Genomic DNA, 18,655 nt, shown 5'->3' with positions numbered 1-18,655 from the left:
CTGTGCGGCTCGCCCGCTGGCCGCCGCGCTAAAGCCCGGCTGCGGCGTCGCGGACCTTGATCATGGTGCGGAGGTTGCGGGTGGTGGTGGCAGCCTTGTATTTGGCCTTCGAGGAAAGCTTGCTGAAAGGGCTGTCGAGGGTTCCGCCGGCGGGCGCTAGCCACGCCAGGGCCTCCGGGCCCAGCCGGGTGATCTGGGCCCCGTCCAGGCCGCTGCCTGACTCAAAGAGTTCCGAGAGCACAGCCTCCTCAGAGGCGAGCGTCAGGTACGTATGGGTGGACGCGTCGTCGGGCGGATAGGGGCAGGCCTCCACCAGGGCTGCCACGCGGGCCGCGGTCAGCACCACCACCCAGGCGTCGTAGCCGAAGGATTCCCTCAGGCACGCCTCGAACTCCTGCTTGACTCCACCCGGATCCAGCTCGCTGGCCAGCACCACGTTGCCGCTTGCCAGCAGGGTCTTTACATCTGAAAACGGCCGCGAATTCAGTGCGCTCTTGAGATCGGCCATCTTGATATTGATGCCGCCCACGTTGATGCCCCGCAGGAACACCGCATAGCTGTTCATGGGCACAGCATACTTAATCGTTGGTCTTGCGCAGCGCCTCAGTCAGGACACGGCCGGCGTTGCAGACCACTTCGGCGTGCAGCCGCCCCGGCTGGCGGGTCAGGCGCTCGATCGGGCCGGAGATGGACACTGCGGCAATCACGCGGCCGGACGGCCCGCGGACCGGTGCCGAAACGCTGGCGACCCCCGGCTCGCGTTCGCCCAGACTCTGGCCCCAGCCCCGGCGTCGTACTCCCGCCAGGACCGTGGGGGTGAAGCGGGCGGACTGGAGGCCTTCCAGGAGACGGTCGTGGTCCTCCCACGCCAGCAGCACCTGGGCGGCGGAGCCGGCCTTCATCGACAGTTGGGTGCCAACGGGGATCGTATCGCGCAGGCCAATGGGGCGTTCGGCGGAGGCCACGCAGACGCGCCAGTCGCCCTGGCGGCGGAAGATCTGGGCGCTTTCGCCGGTGGCATCGCGCAGCTGCATGAGCACGGGGCCGGCGGAGGCGATGAGGCGGTCCTCGCCGGCTGCGGAGGCCAGCTCCACCAGGCGGCTCCCGAGCACGAAACGGCCCTGGATATCGCGGCTCACAAGCCTGTGGTGCACCAGGGCGAGGGCCAACCGGTGCACGGTGGGCCGGGCCAGTCCCGTAGCCGCCACCAGCTGCGCCAGGGTGGTGGGGCCGGCCTCAAGTGCGTCAAGCACATGGGCCGCTTTATCGATGACACCGACTCCACTAGAATTGTCCATGTAATGATATTGACGTCTCATTATCTGAGATGCAAGTCAACGCGCTGGCGTATTACTTGGCTGTGCTGGTTCAGTGGAGGCAGTAGTCCGTAGGAACGCCAATACTTACCGCAGTGAAGGGAGCAGGCCGTGGCAAAGACACTGGCCGAGAAAGTCTGGGACGCGCACGTAGTGCGCAAGGGGGACGGCGAAGGAGCCAACGCCCAGCCGGACCTCCTTTTCATCGACCTCCATCTGGTGCACGAGGTGACGTCGCCGCAGGCATTTGAAGGCCTGCGCCTCGCTGGCCGCAAGCTGCGCCGGCCGGACCTCACCATCGCCACCGAGGACCACAACACTCCCACGCTGGACATCGACAAGCCAATTGCCGATCTCACCAGCCGCACCCAGATCCAGACCCTGCGCAACAACTGCCAGGAGTTCGGCGTCCGCCTGCACTCCCTCGGCGACGCCGAGCAGGGAATCGTGCACGTGGTGGGCCCGCAGTTGGGCCTCACGCAGCCCGGCATGACCGTAGTCTGCGGCGACTCGCACACGTCAACCCACGGCGCCTTCGGAGCGCTGGCCATGGGCATCGGCACCTCCGAGGTGGAGCACGTCATGGCCACCCAGACGCTGTCCCTGAAGCCGTTCAAGACCATGGCCATCAATGTCGAGGGCACGCTGCGCCCCGGCGTGAGCGCCAAGGACATCATCCTGGCCGTCATCGCCAAGATCGGCACCGGCGGCGGACAGGGCTACGTGCTGGAGTACCGTGGCTCCGCCATCCGTGCGCTGTCCATGGAAGCCCGGATGACCATCTGCAACATGTCCATCGAGGCCGGCGCGCGCGCCGGGCTGGTGGCTCCGGACCAGACCACCTACGACTACATGTACGGGCGCCCGCATGCGCCCCAGGGCGCCGACTGGGATGCCGCCGTCGAATACTGGAACACGCTGAGCACCGACGACGGCGCGGCGTTTGACGTCGAGGTGGACCTCGACGCCGACACCCTGGAGCCGTTCGTGACGTGGGGAACCAACCCGGGCCAGGGCGTGTCGCTGTCCGCCAAGGTTCCGTCGCCGGATGACTTCGGCGATGAAAACGCCAAGGCCGCCGCCGAACGCGCCCTGCAGTACATGGGGCTTGAGGCCGGCACGCCTATGAAGGACATCCGGGTGGACACGGTGTTCCTGGGCTCCTGCACCAACTCCCGGATGGAGGATCTCCGGGCCGCCGCTGACATCATCCGGGGCCGCACCAAGGATCCCGCGGTGCGCATGCTGGTGGTGCCAGGCTCCGCCCGCGTTCGGCTCGAGGCCGAAGCCGAGGGCCTGGACAAGGTCTTCAAGGACTTCGGTGCCGAGTGGCGCTTTGCCGGCTGCTCCATGTGCCTGGGCATGAACCCGGACCAGCTGGAGGTGGGGGAGCGCTGCGCCTCAACGTCCAACCGCAACTTCGAGGGGCGCCAGGGCAAGGGCGGCCGCACCCACCTTGTCTCGCCGGTAGTCGCGGCGGCCACGGCGGTCCGCGGCACGCTGAGCTCGCCGTCGGATCTGGACCCTGCTCCGGAGTCCGCGGCGGTCCGAGTCGACGCCGCGTAGTTCCTGCCCGGATCTGAAGCCCGGACCCACAGGCTCTATTCACATAGCCCCCATCCGCACAGCCCGATCCATACAGCCCCCATCCATACAGTCCCCAAGGATCCGCCATGGAAAAGTTCACCACCCACACCGGAATCGGTGTCCCGCTGCGCCAGAGCAACGTCGACACGGACCAGATCATCCCCGCGGTGTACCTCAAGCGCATCACCCGGACGGGTTTTGAGGACGCGCTCTTCGCCGCGTGGCGCAAAGACCCGTCCTTCATCCTGAACCAGGCGCCGTTCAGCGCAGGATCCGTTCTGGTGGCCGGCCCCGACTTCGGCACGGGCTCGTCCCGCGAGCATGCCGTGTGGGCGTTGAAGGACTACGGCTTCAAGACGGTCCTGTCCTCCCGCTTTGCCGATATCTTCCGGGGCAACTCGGGCAAGCAGGGCCTGCTCGCCGCCGAGCTTGCCCAGGACGACATCGAGCTCATCTGGAAAGAACTCGAGAACGCCCCTGGCACCGAAGTTACGGTGGATCTCGTGTCCAAGACCGTGCAGTGCGGCAACATTGTGGCGCCGTTCGAGATTGACGACTACACACGGTGGCGCCTGCTGGAAGGCCTGGACGACATTGGGCTGACCCTCAAGCACGAATCCGATATCACCGCGTACGAGGCGACCCGGCCTTCCTTCAAGCCCAAGACGCTGCCTGCCCGGTTGTCCTGAGGCTCCAGATCTGGGCTCCAACCTGGAGCCCAGGACGGCAGGGTCTCGGGCAACCGCCAAGTGATGACGTGCCGCCGTCGAGTCTTCAAGACTCGACGGCGGCACTCGTCTTTGTGCGGGCTCATGTTCGCGCCTACACCCATTGCGCTAGGCTTTGTCGTGGCTCTCGGGCCGGCAAAGTCAACTGGTGGGAGCAACGCCGGGGTTCAGGCTGCGTGCAGCAGCTGGTTCAGCCGGCTGGCTGGGGTTTCGAGGTTGAGGGTGGGCCGGGGGCGGCGGTTGAGTTTCGCGGCGACCAGACGGAGGTCCTCGGGGGTGTGGACGGAGAGGTCTGAGCCTTTCTCGAACCAGAACCTGAGGAGGCGGTTGGTGTTCTCGTTGGACCCGCGCTGCCAGGGTGAGTGCGGGTCGCAGAAGTAGAGCGTGGTGTCCAGGACGGTCTGGATCCGGGCATACTCCGCGAGTTCCGAGCCCCGGTCCCAGGTGATCGACCGTCGCAGGTGGTCCGGGAGCTGGCCCATCTCCCGGATCATCGCGGCCGCAACGGTGTCGGCGGTGTGGTTCCCGGGGAGGTGGAGGAGGATCGTGAACCGGGTCGAGCGTTCGACCAGGGCGCCGATCGCTGTCCCGTCGGAGCCGATGATGAGGTCCCCCTCCCAGTGCCCGGGGACCGCCCGGTCCTGGGCCTCGGCGGGGCGCTCACTGATCTTGAACGCTTCCTTATAGGGGCTGTTCTGGTGCCGGTCCGCGGTGTGGGGAACGCGTTTTTTCCGTTTCAGGCTGAGCTTTTCCGCCAGGTCCGCCCGCAGACTTCCGCGGGTCTGAACGTATAGCGCCTAGTAGATCGTCTCGTGGCTCACCTGCATAGTCTGATCACCGCCGAAGTGAAACGCCAACATCGAGGAGATCAGTTTCGGGCTCCACCCGTCATCCATCCACACCCCGATCAGCCCGCAGAGCGGCTCGTTCAGGGCGAGTTTCAACGGCTTGGGCCGGCGCCGGGCCTGATGGGCCTTCGCATGGGCCACCGAGGCGTAATACTCCCTGTCCGGGCCCGTGTTGCGGTTCACCTCACGCCAGACCACGGACTTGTTGCGGCCGATCGCCCTGGCAATCCCGGCATAACTGAGCCCGCTCCGCCGGCCCATCTGGATCATGCCCCGCTCCTCCGCGCTCAAGGCCCGCCCTCCCGGCCCTTCCGGGGCGGGAACCGGATCCGCGAGACCGCCGCCGGGACCCATAACTATCGTCATCTGACCAGACTCGGCCCACCAATTCGTCCCGGTGCCGCCCGACGCACCGACACGCCGGGCGGCACCCAGGACCGACATCCTTGCGCATACCGAATCGAAGAACTCAGTGCGCGCATCCAGGGAAAACACTCTGGCCATCTAACGCTCCATCGATGAGAGCGTTGCTGCGACCATATGACTCTGCCCGCCCCCGAGAGGACTCCAAGTGATAGCGCAATGGAAGCAAGCAATGAGGATCTGAAGTAGTACCCGCAACGACGTTGGCCGGCTGATTGATGCTGACGTGCGGCGTCATCAGCTGATCAAGATGGTCGAGGCGATGCTGGGAACCCCGTTGCCGTCCAATGCGAAGAGCATATACGTGCCCGGGACCAGCACGCCGCGATCCGCCGGCAACTTCAGCGAAGCGGTGTTGCCCGACACCGCAGTTGCGGTCACCGGAATCCGCCGCTGGTCGGTGTTCACCGTATGCGTCACCGTGCTCATCCGCATCAGGGAAAACTTGGTGACCGGCGCTCCGGTGGTCACAGCAATCGTGCTGCCGGCTGCGGCGGTGGCCGGTGCGGTCAAAATCTTCGGCCGGGTGCGCGCACTGCCATCTGCGTTCAGCAGGTAGGGCGGCGTGAAAATCTCTCCGTCCAGATGGTTGATCGTGCAGCTGCCGCACAGCCCGCCACCGCCGACGAAAACCCGGCCATCAGGGAGGAGCAGTGCGACACTGTGATACGTGCGGGGGACGGCCATCGGGGCCAGCGTGGTCCACTTTCCGGTCGCCGGGCTCCAGATTTCTGGAGCCATCCTGGCGGCGGTGTCGGTGAACACAACGGGGGTGGCCTGACCGCCGACCACGAACACCTGGCCATCGGGCAGCGCGACGCCATTCGCGAACGACCGGGTGACGGCCATGTCTGCGGTCCGGGCCGCTTTGACCCCATTATTGATGTCGATAGTGTACGCCCGCGCCGTAGCCGGGGTTTTCTCGTAGGCGGTCGACCCGCCCACGGTCAGAATCTTTCCGACGTCGTACATCACGGCGTCGCCGTTCATCGCGTCCGGGCTATCGGAGCGCGGCCCGGCGGAGGTGATGCTTCCATTGCCGGTGGTGGAGATCCAGTTCATCTGGCGGCTCGGCCCCGCGTGGAACACCCGGCCACCGGGGGCGGCAAACAGCCAGGAGTGATTGTCGGAACGGTAGGCGCCACGGGGATCGGCGGTCAGGATGTTGTCGGCCAGCACATTCGTCAGCGTTCGCCAGCCGCCGGCGGCGGACCACACCTCACCGTTCTTGTTGCCGATACCGCCCGAAAACGACCCACCGATGGTGAATACCTCACCGGTGGATGTGGTCACGTTGGACTGGTAGCCGCGGGCGATCTTCATGTCCGGCCCCGGGGTCCAGGCGTTCGTCGCAGGGTTGTACAGGGTGGTCTTCGAGCTGTTGCTGCCGCCGCTGATTAGGATCTTCCCGTCCGGTAGCAGCGAGGTTCCGGGGCAGAACATGTCATGACCGGTGTTGGCCACTTGGGCCTGGGTCACCGCGCCGGTGCTGAGGTTCAGGATGGACGTCTGGGTATAGCCCCTGCTGCCACCGATGGCGGTGGGGGAATAGGCCGACCAGGTCAGCAGCCGGTTGCCAGGCAATAGCGCCGCCGCGGCCGGGACGATCGGGAAGCCGATCGTCGGACCCCAAGACCCCAGCGACGGGCCGAGGAGGTTGATCTCGGCGGCGCTGCTCCACGGGCCGCGGTTGCCGGCCTCTGTGGTCGCAATCAGCCGGACGTATCGGGTGCTGACCGAAGCGAAGGTCACTTCCTTCTCCGAATTGGTGTCCGGCCAGGTCCCGCGAGCGACCGGCGTACTCCAGGTGGTGCCGTTGGTGCTCACCCTGATCTCGAAGCCGCCGACACGCCCGTTCGGTGGGTCAGGTCGCGGGAGATAGCGGAAACCCGAGATGCCTCGCGTCACCTTGGTGTCGATCGTGATGGAGTGGGGCAGCGGCGCCGCCGGCGCCGGGGAAAACCTGCTGTGCCAGAATGTATATGCACTGCCGTCGAGCACATTGCTGGCTCGGCCGTTCGCGCCGGTGACCTCTTCATCGCTGGCGCTGGCCACCCAGCCGGTGCGCGGCAGCACATCGGTTGGAGGCGTGGTTTGTCCGGCGAGCAGGTTGATCTCGGCGGCGCTGCTCCACGGGCCGCGGTTGCCGGCCTCTGTGGTCGCAATCAGCCGGACGTATCGGGTGCTGACCGAAGCGAAGGTCACTTCCTTCTCAGAATTGGTGTCCGGCCAGGTCCCGCGAGCGACCGGCGTACTCCAGGTGGTGCCGTTGGTGCTCACCCGGATCTCGAAGCTGCCGACCCGACCGTTCGCGCCGTCAGAACGCGGGATATAGCGGAGTCCCCCGATGCTTCGGGTCGCCTTGGTGTCGATCGTGATGGTGTGCGGCAATGCCGCCGCCGGCGCCGGGTACCACCGGCTGTGCCACATCGTGGTGGCACTTCCGTCCAGCACATTGCTGGCCTGGCCGTTCACACGGATGGTTTCCTCGTCGCTGGCTGAAGCGGTCCATCCGGTCCGTGGCAGAGGAGCCGGAGCGGCCTCCAAGGCGGCAGCTGGAAGCACAGTGTTGTGAATGTGCGTTCCGGTCACGTCCGTGGAGCTGTCCAGGGTCGCCGCCGTCGCTGGCAGCCCCGCGCTGTGCACATGCGAGCCCGCCGCGCCCGCGGGTATGTGCAGAACCAGTGCCACGAACGCCATGATTAGCAGCGATCCGACAAGAAGTAAGAACACGCGGCGAATTTCAGCATGCAGCACCCTCAGGATCGCAGGCCGCGGCCGCCGGAATGCAGCTCGCATCCCACTTGGCGTTGCTTGGCAAATTGCAGGAGTGGGGTTTCTAGCAGATTCCAAGGCTGCATTGGCCGGTGGACTTCCATGGCTACCGTTCGTGCGCTGTTGCCGGTGCGCCGCCCAACGTTCCATCTGCGCCTCCTTGCGGTACTTCCCCCATGGCAAAACAGACTCTAGGGAGAGCAGCATGGGAAAACCTTGGGCGGCGGACGTGGGTATGCAGAGAGCGGGCATGGTGGCTCGCTAGGGGCGCATTCTCAGACGAGAGCCGGCAAACGGTGCGGGCCTGGCGCAATGGCTGGGATCAGGTGCCGCGACGTCGCTGCCCCCGCCTCGATGCCACGTCCGCCCCCAGCAGTCGAAAGCCAGCCTGCCCCCGTCCAGCCCCTCAGCCACATCAGCGGCCCGGCTGCACGCCATTTTCCGTGCTCACCGCGCCCTGGACGGGTATCTTGCACCGCTCCGTATTTCAGATCGGTAACGGATGCTCCTATGCTTAGCTGGAGCCTTTGTAAGGATTTGGGGGCGAGTAGTCGTGAGGAAACCGGTATATGAGTAGTGTTCTGACAATCCGCGGAGGCGTCCCGCTAACTGGTCGCGTCACCGTTCGCGGGGCCAAGAATCTTGTCCCCAAGGCCATGGTCGCTGCCCTTCTGGGCAACGAGCCATCGGTGTTGCGCAACGTGCCTGAAATTAAGGACGTCGAGGTTGTCACGAGCCTGCTTCAGCTCCACGGCGTCAGGGTCGACAAGGACCCCGTGACCGGCGATCTGACGCTTGACCCGAAGGGCGCCAAGACCGCCTCCAGCACGGCCATCGACGCCCACGCCGGCGATTCGCGCATCCCGATCCTGCTGTGCGGGCCACTGATCCACGCCATCGGTGAGGCCTTCATCCCCGATCTGGGCGGGTGCAAGATCGGCGACCGTCCGATCGACTACCACCTCAATGTCCTGCGCCAGTTCGGTGCCGTGGTGGAAAAGCGTCCAGGCGGCATCCACATCTCCGCGCCCAATGGGCTCAAGGGCGCCAAGATTGTCCTGCCCTACCCGTCCGTCGGCGCCACCGAGCAGGTCCTGCTGAGCGCCACGCGCGCCGAGGGCATCACCGAACTCTCCGGCGCGGCCACCGAGCCGGAAATCGTGGACCTCATCGCGGTGCTGCAGAAAATGGGCGCGATCATCAGCGTCCAGACTGACCGCACCATCCGGATTGAAGGCGTCCGGGACCTGGGCGGCTACAACCACCGGGCCCTCTCGGACCGCAACGAGTCAGCCTCCTGGGCATCCGCTGCCCTGGTCACCCGCGGCGACATCTTTGTCGAAGGCGCCACACAGCGCGACATGATGACCTTCCTTAACACCTACCGCAAGGTCGGCGGCGGAATGGACATCGGCGACGACGGCATCCGCTTCTACCACCGCGGCGGCAAGCTCAACCCGCTGGTGCTCGAAACGGACGTGCACCCCGGCTTCATGACGGACTGGCAGCAGCCCCTCATCGTCGCCCTGACCCAGGCCGAGGGCGTCTCGATCGTCCACGAGACCGTGTATGAGAACCGGTTCGGCTTCACCGATGCACTGATCCGCATGGGCGCCAACATCCAGGTCCACCGCGAATGCCTCGGCAGCGTGCCGTGCCGCTTTGGCCAGCGCAACTTCCTGCACTCGGCCGTAATCTCCGGACCGGCGCAGCTCAAGGGCACCGATATCGACGTCCCGGACCTGCGCGGCGGATTCAGCCATCTCATCGCCGCCCTGGCCGCCACCGGCACCTCCCGCGTCACCGGAATCGACATCATCAACCGCGGCTACGAGCGCTTCACTGAGAAGCTCGCGGGCCTCGGCGCCGATTTCGACATCACGTCGGCCAAGTAGCGGGGACCGAAGTGAAGGAATCGGCCAAGAGCCACGCCACGTTTGTGACGGTCGCCGGGATCATCCGGCCAGTGATGAACCTGCTGATGAACAAGAAGTGGGAAGGCCTCGAAAAGCTGCCCGCCGGGGGCTTCATCGCCGCGCCCAACCACTGCACGGAGATCGACCCGCTGGTGGTGGGGCACATGCTCTATAACCAGAAACGGATGCCGCACTTCCTCGCCAAAGCCGGCCTCTTCAACGTGCCAGTGCTGGGCGCTGTCCTGCGGAACACCAAGCAGATCCCGGTGGAACGCTCGACGGCGGGAGCGAACCGTTCGCTGCAGCTGGCCAAGGAGATCGTGAACGAGGGCGGGGCGATCATCATCTACCCCGAGGGAACCCTCACCAGGGACCCGGCACTCTGGCCGATGAAGGGGCACACGGGTGCCGCGCGCATGGCGCTGGAGAGCGGTATTCCCGTGGTTCCCATCGCCCATTGGGGTGCCCAAGAGGTCTTCCCGCGGTATGCGAAGCGTTTCTACATCTTCCCCCGCAAGACCTCCCGCCTGGTGGTCGGGAATCCAGTGGACCTGAGCGCCTTTGCGGGCCGCCCGCTGGACAAAGCAACGCTCACGGCCGCCACGAATGTCATCATGGACGCCATTACCGGCCTCCTGGCGGAACTGCGCGGCGAACAGCCGCCCGCGCAGCGCTGGGACCCGGCGGCCCACAATCAGCCCACGCACGGCCGCATTGACCCGGACGTCACAGCGTGACGGCGGATTTTACGACGGCGACCGGCCGCGGATCCGAATCCGCCACCACCGTTGCCGTCCTAGGGGCTGGCTCCTGGGGTACTACCTTCGCCAAGGTCGTGGCCGACGCCGCCACGGCCTCCGGCGTCGAACGAACCATCCGCCTCTGGGGCCGGCGCCCGGAAGTCGTCGACCAGATCAATACCGAGCACCGCAATGAGCAGTACCTTAAGGGCATCACGCTGCCGTCCAGCATTACTGCATCCACCGACGTCGCCGAGGTCCTGGCCGGCGCCGAAGTCGTCATCCTGGCCGTTCCGGCGCAGACCCTGCGGCCGCAACTGAAGGCGTGGAAGGACATGCTGGCGCCCGGCGCCGTCGTGGTGTCCCTCATGAAGGGCCTCGAACTCCACACGGATGCGCGCATGAGCGAGGTCATTTGCGCGGAGCTTGACCTTCCGGCCAACCGTGTCGCCGTAGTCTCAGGCCCCAATCTGGCCATGGAGATCGCCCGGGAAGAGCCAACTGCGTCCGTGGTGGCCTGCACGGATCCGGTCACGGCCGGCTGGATTGCCCGCAGCTGCACCGCGCCCTACTTCCGCCCGTACACCACGAACGATGTTGTCGGCGTCGAAATCGGCGGGATCGTCAAGAACGTCATCGCCCTGGCCGTAGGAATCTGCGAGGGCAAGCAGATGGGGGACAACACCAAGGCCTCGGTCATCACCCGGGGCCTCGCGGAAACATCCCGGTTGACACTCGCCCTGGGCGGCGAAGCCCGGACCATGGCGGGACTCGCCGGCCTGGGTGATCTGGTGGCCACATGTTCCTCCCCGCTGTCCCGAAACCACACGGCAGGCAGGCTGCTCGGCAAGGGGCTGACCCTCGAGCAGGTCACTGCCGAAATGAAGCAAACGGCCGAAGGCATCAAGTCCAGCCAGGCGGTCCACGAACTTGCCGGAAAGCTCGGCGTCGACATGCCCATCACGGCAGCCGTCGTCGCTGTGCTGGGCGGTAAATTGTCCGTAGACGAACTGGGTCCGCTGCTGCTGTCCCGGGACCTGAAACCCGAAGGCGATTACTGAGAGTGTCAGAGAACAACATGACCACAGAAGGCCGTACGGGCCAGTCCAAACCCCGAGTGGCGGTGCTGTTCGGCGGCCGCTCCAGCGAGCATGCCGTGAGCTGCGTGACAGCAGCCGGTGTCATGGGCGCCATCGACAAGGACAAGTACGACGTCATCCCGATCGGGATCGCCAAGACCGGCCAGTGGGTTCTGGCCTCCGCCGAGACCAACGAGTGGTCACTCTCGGCGTCGTCGCTGCCCGAGGTGGCGCCGTCGGCTCAGACCGTGGCCCTGGCCGAGATCGGCGGCGAGCACCAGCTGATCGTCGCCTCCCCGAACACGGTCCCAGAGGAGCTCGGCGCCGTCGACGTCGTGTTCCCGCTGCTGCACGGGCCCTTCGGCGAAGACGGAACCATCCAGGGCCTCCTGGAACTGTCCGACACCCGCTACGTGGGTGCCGGCGTGCTGGCGTCCGCGGTCGGCATGGACAAGCACTTCATGAAGGTGGTCTTTGAAGCGGCCGGGCTCCACGTGGGACCCTACATCGCCGTCACCGACCGGCAGTGGCGCAACGATCCGGAGACCGTCCGCAAGCGCGTGGACCAGCTCGGCTTCCCCGTGTTCGTCAAGCCGGCCCGGGCAGGGTCCTCCATGGGCATCTCCAAGGTGGATTCCATCGAGGGCCTGGACGCCGCAATAGAGACCGCCCGCGAGCACGATCCCAAGCTGGTCATCGAGGCCGGCATCACGGGACGCGAAATTGAATGCGCCGTGTTGGAGGGCCGGGGGACCGATGCTCCCCGCACATCCATGCCCGGCGAGATTTCCGTCGCCGGCGGCGGGCACGAATTTTATGACTTCAACGCCAAATATGTGGACGACGCCGCCGCGCTCAGCTGCCCGGCCGACCTCCCCGAGGAAGCGATCACCCGGGTCCGGGAACTGGCGGCTGTCGCCTTCGACGCCGTCGGCGGTGAGGGACTGAGCCGGGTCGACTTCTTCTACACCCCTGATGGCGAACTGATTATCAACGAGATCAACACCATGCCCGGGTTTACGCCCAAGAGCATGTACCCGCAGATGTGGAAGGCCTCAGGGCTGGGCTATGCCGAGCTTATTGACGAGCTGATCCACCTCGCCCTGCACCGCAAGACCGGCCTGCGCTAGCTCTATTTGCTAGTCGGCAGGTTCTGCAGGTCCTCCTGGCCCACGCAGTTCCGGGTTGCTGGGATCTTCACCGCGGCGGAGGAGAGGTCTGCCAGCACGGTGGCCGAACTGATCTTGTCCGGATCCATCAGGATCTCCGTCGCCGGTTCCCGGCCGAACGTGGTCAGCGTCCACACGGGGCTGCCTTCCTTGATGACCCAGTCGACGCCGTTGACGCTGACGCAGCGGTCCGTTGTGGGTCCCGGAACGTTGACCCCGCAGCGAAGGATCACTGCGGACGGATCGCCCCAGGCCGCCGTGGCCTGGGCATTGGTCTTGCGCAGCTTGGCATCGCCGATTGCGTCCGGTAGGGCCAGCATCATAGGCGCGCAGGCCGCGTTCGCGGCATCCTTGGCGGGTGTTACGTCCACCACCGGGGAGCATGACGTCAAGGACAAGCCGGTTGCGGCGGCCGCCGCAACCAGGGCAATGCGGGCGGAAATACGGCGGCTGAACTGGAGCATTCATCCAGCTTAACCCGGTCCGCGTGGCGCTGCGGCCACAGTTTCCTGAGTGCGGGTAGCATCACAAATGAACAGCCTGACTCTTACCTTCGAGTAGACTGGGACCTCGTGCACCACTGGGGCTCTGCCGACAATGACGTTAGTGTTGGCCGCATAACGCACACCTGATTCAATCTCGCACTGTGGGGGAGGGACTGTCGATGACGTCGTGCAGCCGAAATAAATCCATACGCACCGGGCTGGGAGCTTTGCTCCTTGCCGCCTCAGTCGTGGCCACGGCGACAGCCGCTTACGCCGAGGAAACCGGGCCTACCGCCCCTGCAACGGTGGTGGTGACGCCCACTCCGGCGCCGACGCCCACCAAGACGGGCTCGACCAAGCCGCCGTCAACAGATACGCCGTCGCCTTCGCCGACCAAGCCCGCGGACGAGCCGTCGCCGGTACCGAGCGAGCCAGTGATCGTTCCTACGCCAGTGGTTCCGCCCGTGGTGCCGGCGGCTCCGCCCGTCGTGGCGCCTGCGCCCGTCATTGAAACGCCGCCTGTCGTTGCACCCGTCGCCCCGGCACCCGTCGTCCCGGCTCCTGTGCAGGAAGTCCCAGTGGAGACACCGACGCCCACTCCGACGCCGGCGCCGTCTACGGCTCCCGCCGTCATCGCCACCCCCACCAAACCTCCGGTGATGGTGAAACCTGAAGTCCAGGCTGCAGTAGCCGTCGCTACGGGCAGCCCCCTGGCCGTCCAGGCCATCACCGTGCTGGTCCTGCTGGGCATGGGCTTTGCCTACTTCCGGTTCATTGGATCGAAAAAGGCTAGCGGCGTACCCCGGACCGGTAAGTCCTGACATCCATGCAGGATGAAGCCCTCGTGGAGTCGATTTCGCCTAAGTCCGTGAATGACAGCCTGCAGATCACGCTGATCACGCACTCCTACTGGCCCGAACAGAGTCCTCCACAGCGCCGCTGGACCGCCATGATCAAGGAGTTCTCCCACTCAGGTTGGGGCGTCGATGTCGTGACTCCGGTGGCGCACTACCCCTTCGGGCGGCGGGCACTCCCGCGCTGGATGGCTGGCAGGCCATTCCGGCAGCGCAACGGCCAGTTCACCGAAAAGATTCTTCACGTCCCCTACCTGCGCCACGGCAACTCCCGTGCCGCGCGGCTGCTTGACCAGTGCTTTTCGGCCTTTTTGTCGGTCCCCGCCGGAATGATGGTCCGCAAGCCCGACGTCGTTATTGTCACGGCCCCCGGCCTGCCCTCGCTTGCTGCCGGCTATGCCGTGGCAAAATTGCGCCGCGTCCCCCTGATCGTGGAAATGCGGGATGCCTGGCCGGACCTGGCCCGCGACGCCCGGCTCGTCCAAGGCAGTGTCAAGAGCGTTGTGGAGCACGTGGTGGACTTCGTCCAGCACCGGGCGGACCTTGTGGTTACAGTGACCGAAGGGTTCGCGGCGACGTTGCGCTCCCGCGGTGTCCGCAACGTGGCAACCGTCAGCAACGGCGTGAACCTTGACTCCATCCCGGTGGTTGGGCCCCCGGAACAGAAAAGGGACGTATTCGAGGCCTTGTATCTGGGGAACCACGGCGAGAGTCAGAAACTCGACGTCGCCATCCTCGCGAGTGCCCTGGTGGGGGAATCGATGCACCTGCACATGGTGGGCCACGGGACCCAGAGGCCGGCGCTGGAGAAGCTGGCACGTGAGCTGAAAGCTCCTGTCACGTTCCACCCGCCCCTGACCGGGGCCGCCATGCTGGAACGCTACTCGTCGGCGGACACCTGCATCGTCTCTTTGCGGGACGACTGGAAATCCTTCGAGACCACCGTGCCGTCCAAGACCTATGAGGTTCTGGCGATCGGCCGGCACATCACTGCCGTGGTGCGTGGCGAAGCCGCGAGAATCGTCTCGGACGCCGAGGCCGGCGACATCGTGGCAAGCAATCCCGAAGAGCTGGCCGCTTTGTGGCGCGAACTGGCTGCCGACCGCGGCCGCCTGGTCCGCAACGGCGACAGCCGCCAGTGGGTCAAAGCGCACGCCGAATACGAGCAGCTCGCCGGCCGCTATATGGAACTCATCACCGAACTGCTCGCGGAAACCCGCGAGAGCCGATGATGCAGCTGCTCAACAACGTCCGGCTGGCCCAGAGCGTGGTCCGCCAGCACCTGACTGATGATCCCGTCATCTTGTTCCTGCAGCTTTCGCGCAGGCTGCCCTCGGCCGTGCTTCCCCTCGCGAAGTGCCTCTGCCGCTGGGCCCCGAAAAACTCCACCTCGGCGGCCGTGATGTTCGCGGCACTCGCCGCCGGGGACGAGGCCGACGTCGAACGCCGGCTGCGCCTCGCTGCCGACGGACCCGTCGAGGGGGACCGGGCGCGCCGCCTGGCCGACGTCGCCCTCGCAGCGAACCTCCCGGCGGTGTCGGACGTCCTCCTTGCCAAGGCCGGCACGGCGCAGCATGTGAAGCAGGCCCGGGCGCGGCGTCTCTGGTACGACGGCGACGTCAGCGAAGCTGTTGCGGCACTCGACGGCTCTGGAGCTGCGGGACTGCGGCAACGCGCCCGTCTGGCGGCCGAGGCGGCGATCCTGACGAACGCATCGCCGTCGCTGGAGCGCCGCCCCTACGCACCGGTGCCCGGTCGGATCCTTCATCTGCTGACGAACTCGCTGCCCCACACAGCCAGCGGCTACGCCCAGCGCTCCCACTCCACCCTGCTGGCGCAACAGGAGGCCGGATGGGATGTGCTGGCGGTCACCAGGATGGGCTATCCCGTTCAGGTGGGGAAGCTCCTCGCGAAAACCATGGACACCGTGGACGGAATCCGTTACCAGCGGCTCCTGCCCGCCAAGATGGCACACACCATTGATGCCCGGCTGCAGCAGCAGGCGGAAGAACTGCTCGCCGTGGCCCTGGTGTTCAAGCCGAGCGTGCTGCACACCACCACGCATTACGTCAACGGTCTGGTGGTGCGGGCCGTGGCCGAGGCCCTCGGGATACCCTGGGTCTATGAGGTCCGCGGCCAACTGGCCGACACTTGGGCCTCCACACGCGGGCCGGAGGCCCGCAACAGCGAGAAGTACCGGCTGTTTCAGAGCCGGGAAGCGGAGGTCATGCAGGATGCGGACCTCGTGCTGACCCTCGGGACGGCCATGAAGGCGAACATTGTTGCTGCCAGAATCCCCGAAAATAGGGTAATCATTGCCCCTAACGCTGTCGGCGGGAACTTCCTGTCCGAGCCCCTGGATAAGGCCAGCGCCCGGCGTGAGATCGGTCTCGCAGAAGACGGACAATTTATCGGCACAGTGAGCAGCTTGGTACCCTATGAAGGCATAGAGGACCTCCTCGCCGCGTTTTTGCTGCTGGCTGAGGACATGCCTCAGCTCCGTCTCCTGATTGTCGGAGACGGTTCGTCCATGCCTTCGCTGCAGATTCAGGCGCAGCGGAGCGGATATGCCGATCGCATTGTCTTTACGGGCCGCGTGCCCCGGAGTCAGACAGCCCTGTACCATCAAGCGCTGGATGTATTCGTTGTGCCGCGCAAGGACCTGGAGGTGACGCGTTCCGTGACACCGCTCAAGCCCGTGGAGGCCATGGCATCTGCCCGGCCGGTTGTTGCCAGCGACTTGCCTGCATTGGCGGAAATCGTCGAGGACCGCGTAACCGGCCGCCTTGCGACTGCCGGAGACCCTGCATCGTTCGCTGCAGCGGTCCGGGAACTGCTCTCGGATGCACCGCTGGCGGCAGCGCTTGGCGCTGCCAGCCGGGGGCGAGTGCTGCGGGAGAGAACATGGGCCGCCAACGCGGTTGCCCTGGCAAGAGAGTTGGAAATGCTGGGAGTAACCATCAGATGAGCACCAAAGAACAGAGCCGGGCGGAAGAGACCAAGACGCCCACCGTCTCTGTGCCCGTAAACCTTGTCCGATTGAGCAAAGTGGGGCAGCGGCCCGACTTCCTGGACTATCTGGTCCAGCTATGGGACCGCCGGAGTTTCATCTTCTTCGACGCCCGCGCGCGGGTCCAGAGCGAGCACGACAAGACCCACCTGGGAACTGCCTGGCTGGTTCTGACGCCCTTACTGAGCGGACTCAGTTTCTACCTAATCTTTGGTTTGCTCTTAGGCACCAGCAAGGGCATTGACAATTTTGTCGGCTACCTGATCATTGGCGTCTTTACCTTCCAGATGACCACGCGGTCCGTCCTGGGCGGGGCTAAATCTCTGACCAGTAATACGTCCATGATCCGGGCCTTCCAGTTCCCCCGGGCGGCACTGCCCATTGCCCTCAACGTTCGGGAACTGATCTCCAACGTTCCCGTGACGATCGTCATGCTGCTCTTCATCATCTTCACGGCACCGGCCGAGGAGATCACGTGGCGGTGGCTCCTGATTGTCCCCGCGATCCTGCTTCAATTCTTATTTAATCTAGGGATCGGCATGTTGCTGGCACCGTTGATCCTGAAAATCCCGGACCTGAGCATGCTGATCTCTTTCGTTGTGCGCTTCTGGATGTATGCCTCGGCAGTCTTCTTTGCTGAGACCAGGTTCGACCAGTACCCCATCATGCGCACCATGATGGACGTCAACCCCGTGTTCCAGGTCATCAAGATCATTCGCGACTCGTTACTTTACGACACAACACCGTCCTGGCGGGCGTGGGCCGTTCTGGGTCTCTGGGCGCTGGGATCGGTCGCCGCCGGACTGTTTGTCTTCTGGCGCGGAGAGGAAAGCTATGGACGTGTCTGACATGACAATCGGCCACATCGCGGAGCCAACAGTGGTAGTTGACGACATTTCGGTCGTCTACCGGACGAAGAACCAGACTCCCGGGCGGACCAACGCCCGGACTTCGTTCCTCAAGAAACTTCGCACGCCGCGCCGTGGCGACAGCGTGGTACGCACCACGGCATTGAGCAAGATTTCCTTCGTGGCCAATCAGAGCGATTCAATTGGCGTCATTGGCCGCAACGGCTCAGGCAAGAGCACCCTCATGAAGGTTCTGGCCGGGCTGATCATCCCGGACTCCGGCACTGTCTATGCCGCGAGCAACCCCATCCTCCTGGGCGTCAACGCGGCCCTGATCAGCTCCATTTCGGGTGCCCAGAACATCCGGCTCGGCTGCCTTGCCATGGGCATGAGCCACGCAGAAATCGATGCCAAGTTCGATGACATTGTGGAGATGTCCGGGTTGGAGCACGAGGTCTACCACCCGATGAATTCCTATTCCTCTGGCATGGGCGCGCGCCTCCGCTTCGCCATCGCCGCGGCAGTTGATCCCGAGATCCTGCTGATCGACGAAGCCCTCAACACCGGCGATGCCCAGTTCAAGGAGCGCTCCAAGAAGCGGATGGAGCACGTGACCAGCCAGGCCGGAACCGTGTTCGTGGTCAGCCACAGCCTTTCCACCATTACGTCCATGTGCAACCGCGCCCTTTGGATCGATAAGGGCGATTTCATCATGGACGGAACGCCCGACGAAGTTGCCAAGGAATACCGGAACTTCATCTGGCGCATCAACGAGGGCAACGCAGACTACGGCCGCAAGATCCGGGCTGAGCTGATGGCAAGCCTCCCCGAAATGCGCACCACCCTGCTTCCCAACGGCTGGAAGCGGTCCAGGTAG

General features: G+C 65.2%; 16 protein-coding genes and 1 pseudogene. 11 read left to right on the top strand and 6 right to left on the bottom strand.

Features of this window, described 5'->3' with window-relative positions:
* Positions 1-28: 28 nt before the first annotated feature.
* Both MRBLAR12_RS20405 and MRBLAR12_RS20400 read right to left on the bottom strand, forming a co-directional pair.
* Entirely contained in the window at positions 29-565 is a 537-nt protein-coding gene (locus MRBLAR12_RS20405) for a DUF1697 domain-containing protein (RefSeq protein ID WP_229994610.1), read from the bottom strand.
* A gap of 13 nt (positions 566-578) precedes the next feature.
* Entirely contained in the window at positions 579-1,298 is a 720-nt protein-coding gene (locus tag MRBLAR12_RS20400; protein WP_026266447.1) for an IclR family transcriptional regulator, read from the bottom strand.
* Positions 1,299-1,427: 129 nt separating this feature from the next.
* Here MRBLAR12_RS20400 and leuC point away from each other — a divergent pair, with 129 nt between their 5' ends.
* Both leuC and leuD read left to right on the top strand, forming a co-directional pair.
* Positions 1,428-2,882 (top strand): 3-isopropylmalate dehydratase large subunit, encoded by a 1,455-nt coding sequence (gene leuC, locus MRBLAR12_RS20395; protein ID WP_229994611.1) that lies wholly within the window; start codon positions 1,428-1,430, stop codon positions 2,880-2,882.
* Positions 2,883-2,989: 107 nt separating this feature from the next.
* Positions 2,990-3,592 (top strand): 3-isopropylmalate dehydratase small subunit, encoded by a 603-nt coding sequence (gene leuD / locus MRBLAR12_RS20390; protein ID WP_229994612.1) that lies wholly within the window; start codon positions 2,990-2,992, stop codon positions 3,590-3,592.
* Between the two features lie 206 nt (positions 3,593-3,798).
* On the opposite strand, the pseudogene MRBLAR12_RS23760 reads toward leuD, so the two are convergent.
* Positions 3,799-4,983, bottom strand: a pseudogene (locus tag MRBLAR12_RS23760) (IS30 family transposase).
* Between the two features lie 156 nt (positions 4,984-5,139).
* Positions 5,140-7,884: a discoidin domain-containing protein gene (locus tag MRBLAR12_RS20375; RefSeq protein ID WP_229996188.1), complete on the bottom strand. Its 2,745-nt coding sequence runs from the start codon at positions 7,882-7,884 to the stop codon at positions 5,140-5,142.
* Between the two features lie 362 nt (positions 7,885-8,246).
* Between MRBLAR12_RS20375 and murA the strand changes: the two genes are divergently transcribed.
* Genes murA through MRBLAR12_RS20355 form a run of 4 tightly spaced genes read left to right on the top strand, consistent with a single transcriptional unit; the run spans position 8,247 to position 12,542 of the window.
* A complete protein-coding gene (murA, locus tag MRBLAR12_RS20370) occupies positions 8,247-9,572 on the top strand; it encodes a UDP-N-acetylglucosamine 1-carboxyvinyltransferase (protein WP_229992714.1) in 1,326 nt (441 codons plus the stop codon).
* Positions 9,573-9,583: 11 nt separating this feature from the next.
* Positions 9,584-10,330, top strand: a complete 747-nt coding sequence (locus MRBLAR12_RS20365; protein WP_229992713.1) for a lysophospholipid acyltransferase family protein — start codon at positions 9,584-9,586, stop codon at positions 10,328-10,330.
* Positions 10,327-11,394, top strand: coding sequence for an NAD(P)H-dependent glycerol-3-phosphate dehydrogenase (locus MRBLAR12_RS20360; protein ID WP_229992712.1), 1,068 nt, complete (start codon positions 10,327-10,329; stop codon positions 11,392-11,394). The genes MRBLAR12_RS20365 and MRBLAR12_RS20360 overlap by 4 nt, the downstream gene beginning before the upstream one ends.
* Positions 11,395-11,411: 17 nt before the next feature.
* Positions 11,412-12,542, top strand: a complete 1,131-nt coding sequence (locus MRBLAR12_RS20355; protein WP_414645557.1) for a D-alanine--D-alanine ligase family protein — start codon at positions 11,412-11,414, stop codon at positions 12,540-12,542.
* A gap of 2 nt (positions 12,543-12,544) precedes the next feature.
* Here MRBLAR12_RS20355 and MRBLAR12_RS20350 read toward each other — a convergent pair whose 3' ends face one another.
* The gene (locus tag MRBLAR12_RS20350; RefSeq protein ID WP_229992710.1) at positions 12,545-13,045 is read right to left on the bottom strand and encodes a DUF3515 family protein; all 501 of its coding nucleotides are present in this window, start codon (positions 13,043-13,045) and stop codon (positions 12,545-12,547) included.
* Positions 13,046-13,334: 289 nt separating this feature from the next.
* A complete protein-coding gene (locus MRBLAR12_RS20345) occupies positions 13,335-13,574 on the bottom strand; it encodes a hypothetical protein (RefSeq protein WP_229992709.1) in 240 nt (79 codons plus the stop codon).
* 70 nt (positions 13,575-13,644) lie between these two features.
* Here MRBLAR12_RS20345 and MRBLAR12_RS20340 point away from each other — a divergent pair, with 70 nt between their 5' ends.
* Genes MRBLAR12_RS20340 through MRBLAR12_RS20320 form a run of 5 tightly spaced genes read left to right on the top strand, consistent with a single transcriptional unit; the run spans position 13,645 to position 18,655 of the window.
* Entirely contained in the window at positions 13,645-13,887 is a 243-nt protein-coding gene (locus tag MRBLAR12_RS20340; RefSeq protein ID WP_364748016.1) for a hypothetical protein, read from the top strand.
* Positions 13,888-13,892: 5 nt separating this feature from the next.
* Positions 13,893-15,152 carry a glycosyltransferase family 4 protein gene (locus MRBLAR12_RS20335; protein ID WP_229992707.1) on the top strand — a complete coding sequence of 420 codons (1,260 nt, stop codon included), beginning with the start codon at positions 13,893-13,895 and terminating at the stop codon, positions 15,150-15,152.
* Positions 15,149-16,888 carry a glycosyltransferase gene (locus MRBLAR12_RS20330; RefSeq protein WP_229992706.1) on the top strand — a complete coding sequence of 580 codons (1,740 nt, stop codon included), beginning with the start codon at positions 15,149-15,151 and terminating at the stop codon, positions 16,886-16,888. Before MRBLAR12_RS20335 ends, MRBLAR12_RS20330 begins: the two co-directional genes overlap by 4 nt.
* Complete coding sequence (locus MRBLAR12_RS20325) at positions 16,885-17,778, top strand: ABC transporter permease (RefSeq protein WP_229992705.1); 894 nt, start codon at positions 16,885-16,887, stop codon at positions 17,776-17,778. Before MRBLAR12_RS20330 ends, MRBLAR12_RS20325 begins: the two co-directional genes overlap by 4 nt.
* Entirely contained in the window at positions 17,765-18,655 is an 891-nt protein-coding gene (locus MRBLAR12_RS20320; RefSeq protein ID WP_229992704.1) for an ABC transporter ATP-binding protein, read from the top strand. The genes MRBLAR12_RS20325 and MRBLAR12_RS20320 overlap by 14 nt, the downstream gene beginning before the upstream one ends.

Source organism: Arthrobacter sp. LAR12-1-1.1, from assembly GCF_040676555.1.
Classification (GTDB): domain Bacteria; phylum Actinomycetota; class Actinomycetes; order Actinomycetales; family Micrococcaceae; genus Arthrobacter.
Note: the sequence above shows the minus strand (reverse complement) of the source record. Positions and strands in the feature narration are given on the sequence as shown.

Bases quoted from the DNA above. Each gene is read 5' to 3' on its own strand.
- MRBLAR12_RS20335 (WP_229992707.1), top strand. From the start codon at position 13,893: ATGCAGGATGAAGCCCTCGTGGAGTCGATTTCGCCTAAGTCCGTGAAT.
- murA (WP_229992714.1), top strand. From the start codon at position 8,247: ATGAGTAGTGTTCTGACAATCCGCGGAGGCGTCCCGCTAACTGGTCGC.
- MRBLAR12_RS20400 (WP_026266447.1), bottom strand. From the start codon at position 1,298: ATGGACAATTCTAGTGGAGTCGGTGTCATCGATAAAGCGGCCCATGTG.
- MRBLAR12_RS20345 (WP_229992709.1), bottom strand. From the start codon at position 13,574: ATGACGGGCGCAGGCGCCACGACGGGCGGAGCCGCCGGCACCACGGGC.
- MRBLAR12_RS20350 (WP_229992710.1), bottom strand. From the start codon at position 13,045: ATGCTCCAGTTCAGCCGCCGTATTTCCGCCCGCATTGCCCTGGTTGCG.
- MRBLAR12_RS20320 (WP_229992704.1), top strand. From the start codon at position 17,765: ATGGACGTGTCTGACATGACAATCGGCCACATCGCGGAGCCAACAGTG.
- MRBLAR12_RS20405 (WP_229994610.1), bottom strand. From the start codon at position 565: ATGAACAGCTATGCGGTGTTCCTGCGGGGCATCAACGTGGGCGGCATC.
- MRBLAR12_RS20375 (WP_229996188.1), bottom strand. From the start codon at position 7,884: ATGCTGCTCTCCCTAGAGTCTGTTTTGCCATGGGGGAAGTACCGCAAG.
- MRBLAR12_RS20355 (WP_414645557.1), top strand. From the start codon at position 11,412: ATGACCACAGAAGGCCGTACGGGCCAGTCCAAACCCCGAGTGGCGGTG.
- MRBLAR12_RS20330 (WP_229992706.1), top strand. From the start codon at position 15,149: ATGATGCAGCTGCTCAACAACGTCCGGCTGGCCCAGAGCGTGGTCCGC.
- leuD (WP_229994612.1), top strand. From the start codon at position 2,990: ATGGAAAAGTTCACCACCCACACCGGAATCGGTGTCCCGCTGCGCCAG.
- MRBLAR12_RS20325 (WP_229992705.1), top strand. From the start codon at position 16,885: ATGAGCACCAAAGAACAGAGCCGGGCGGAAGAGACCAAGACGCCCACC.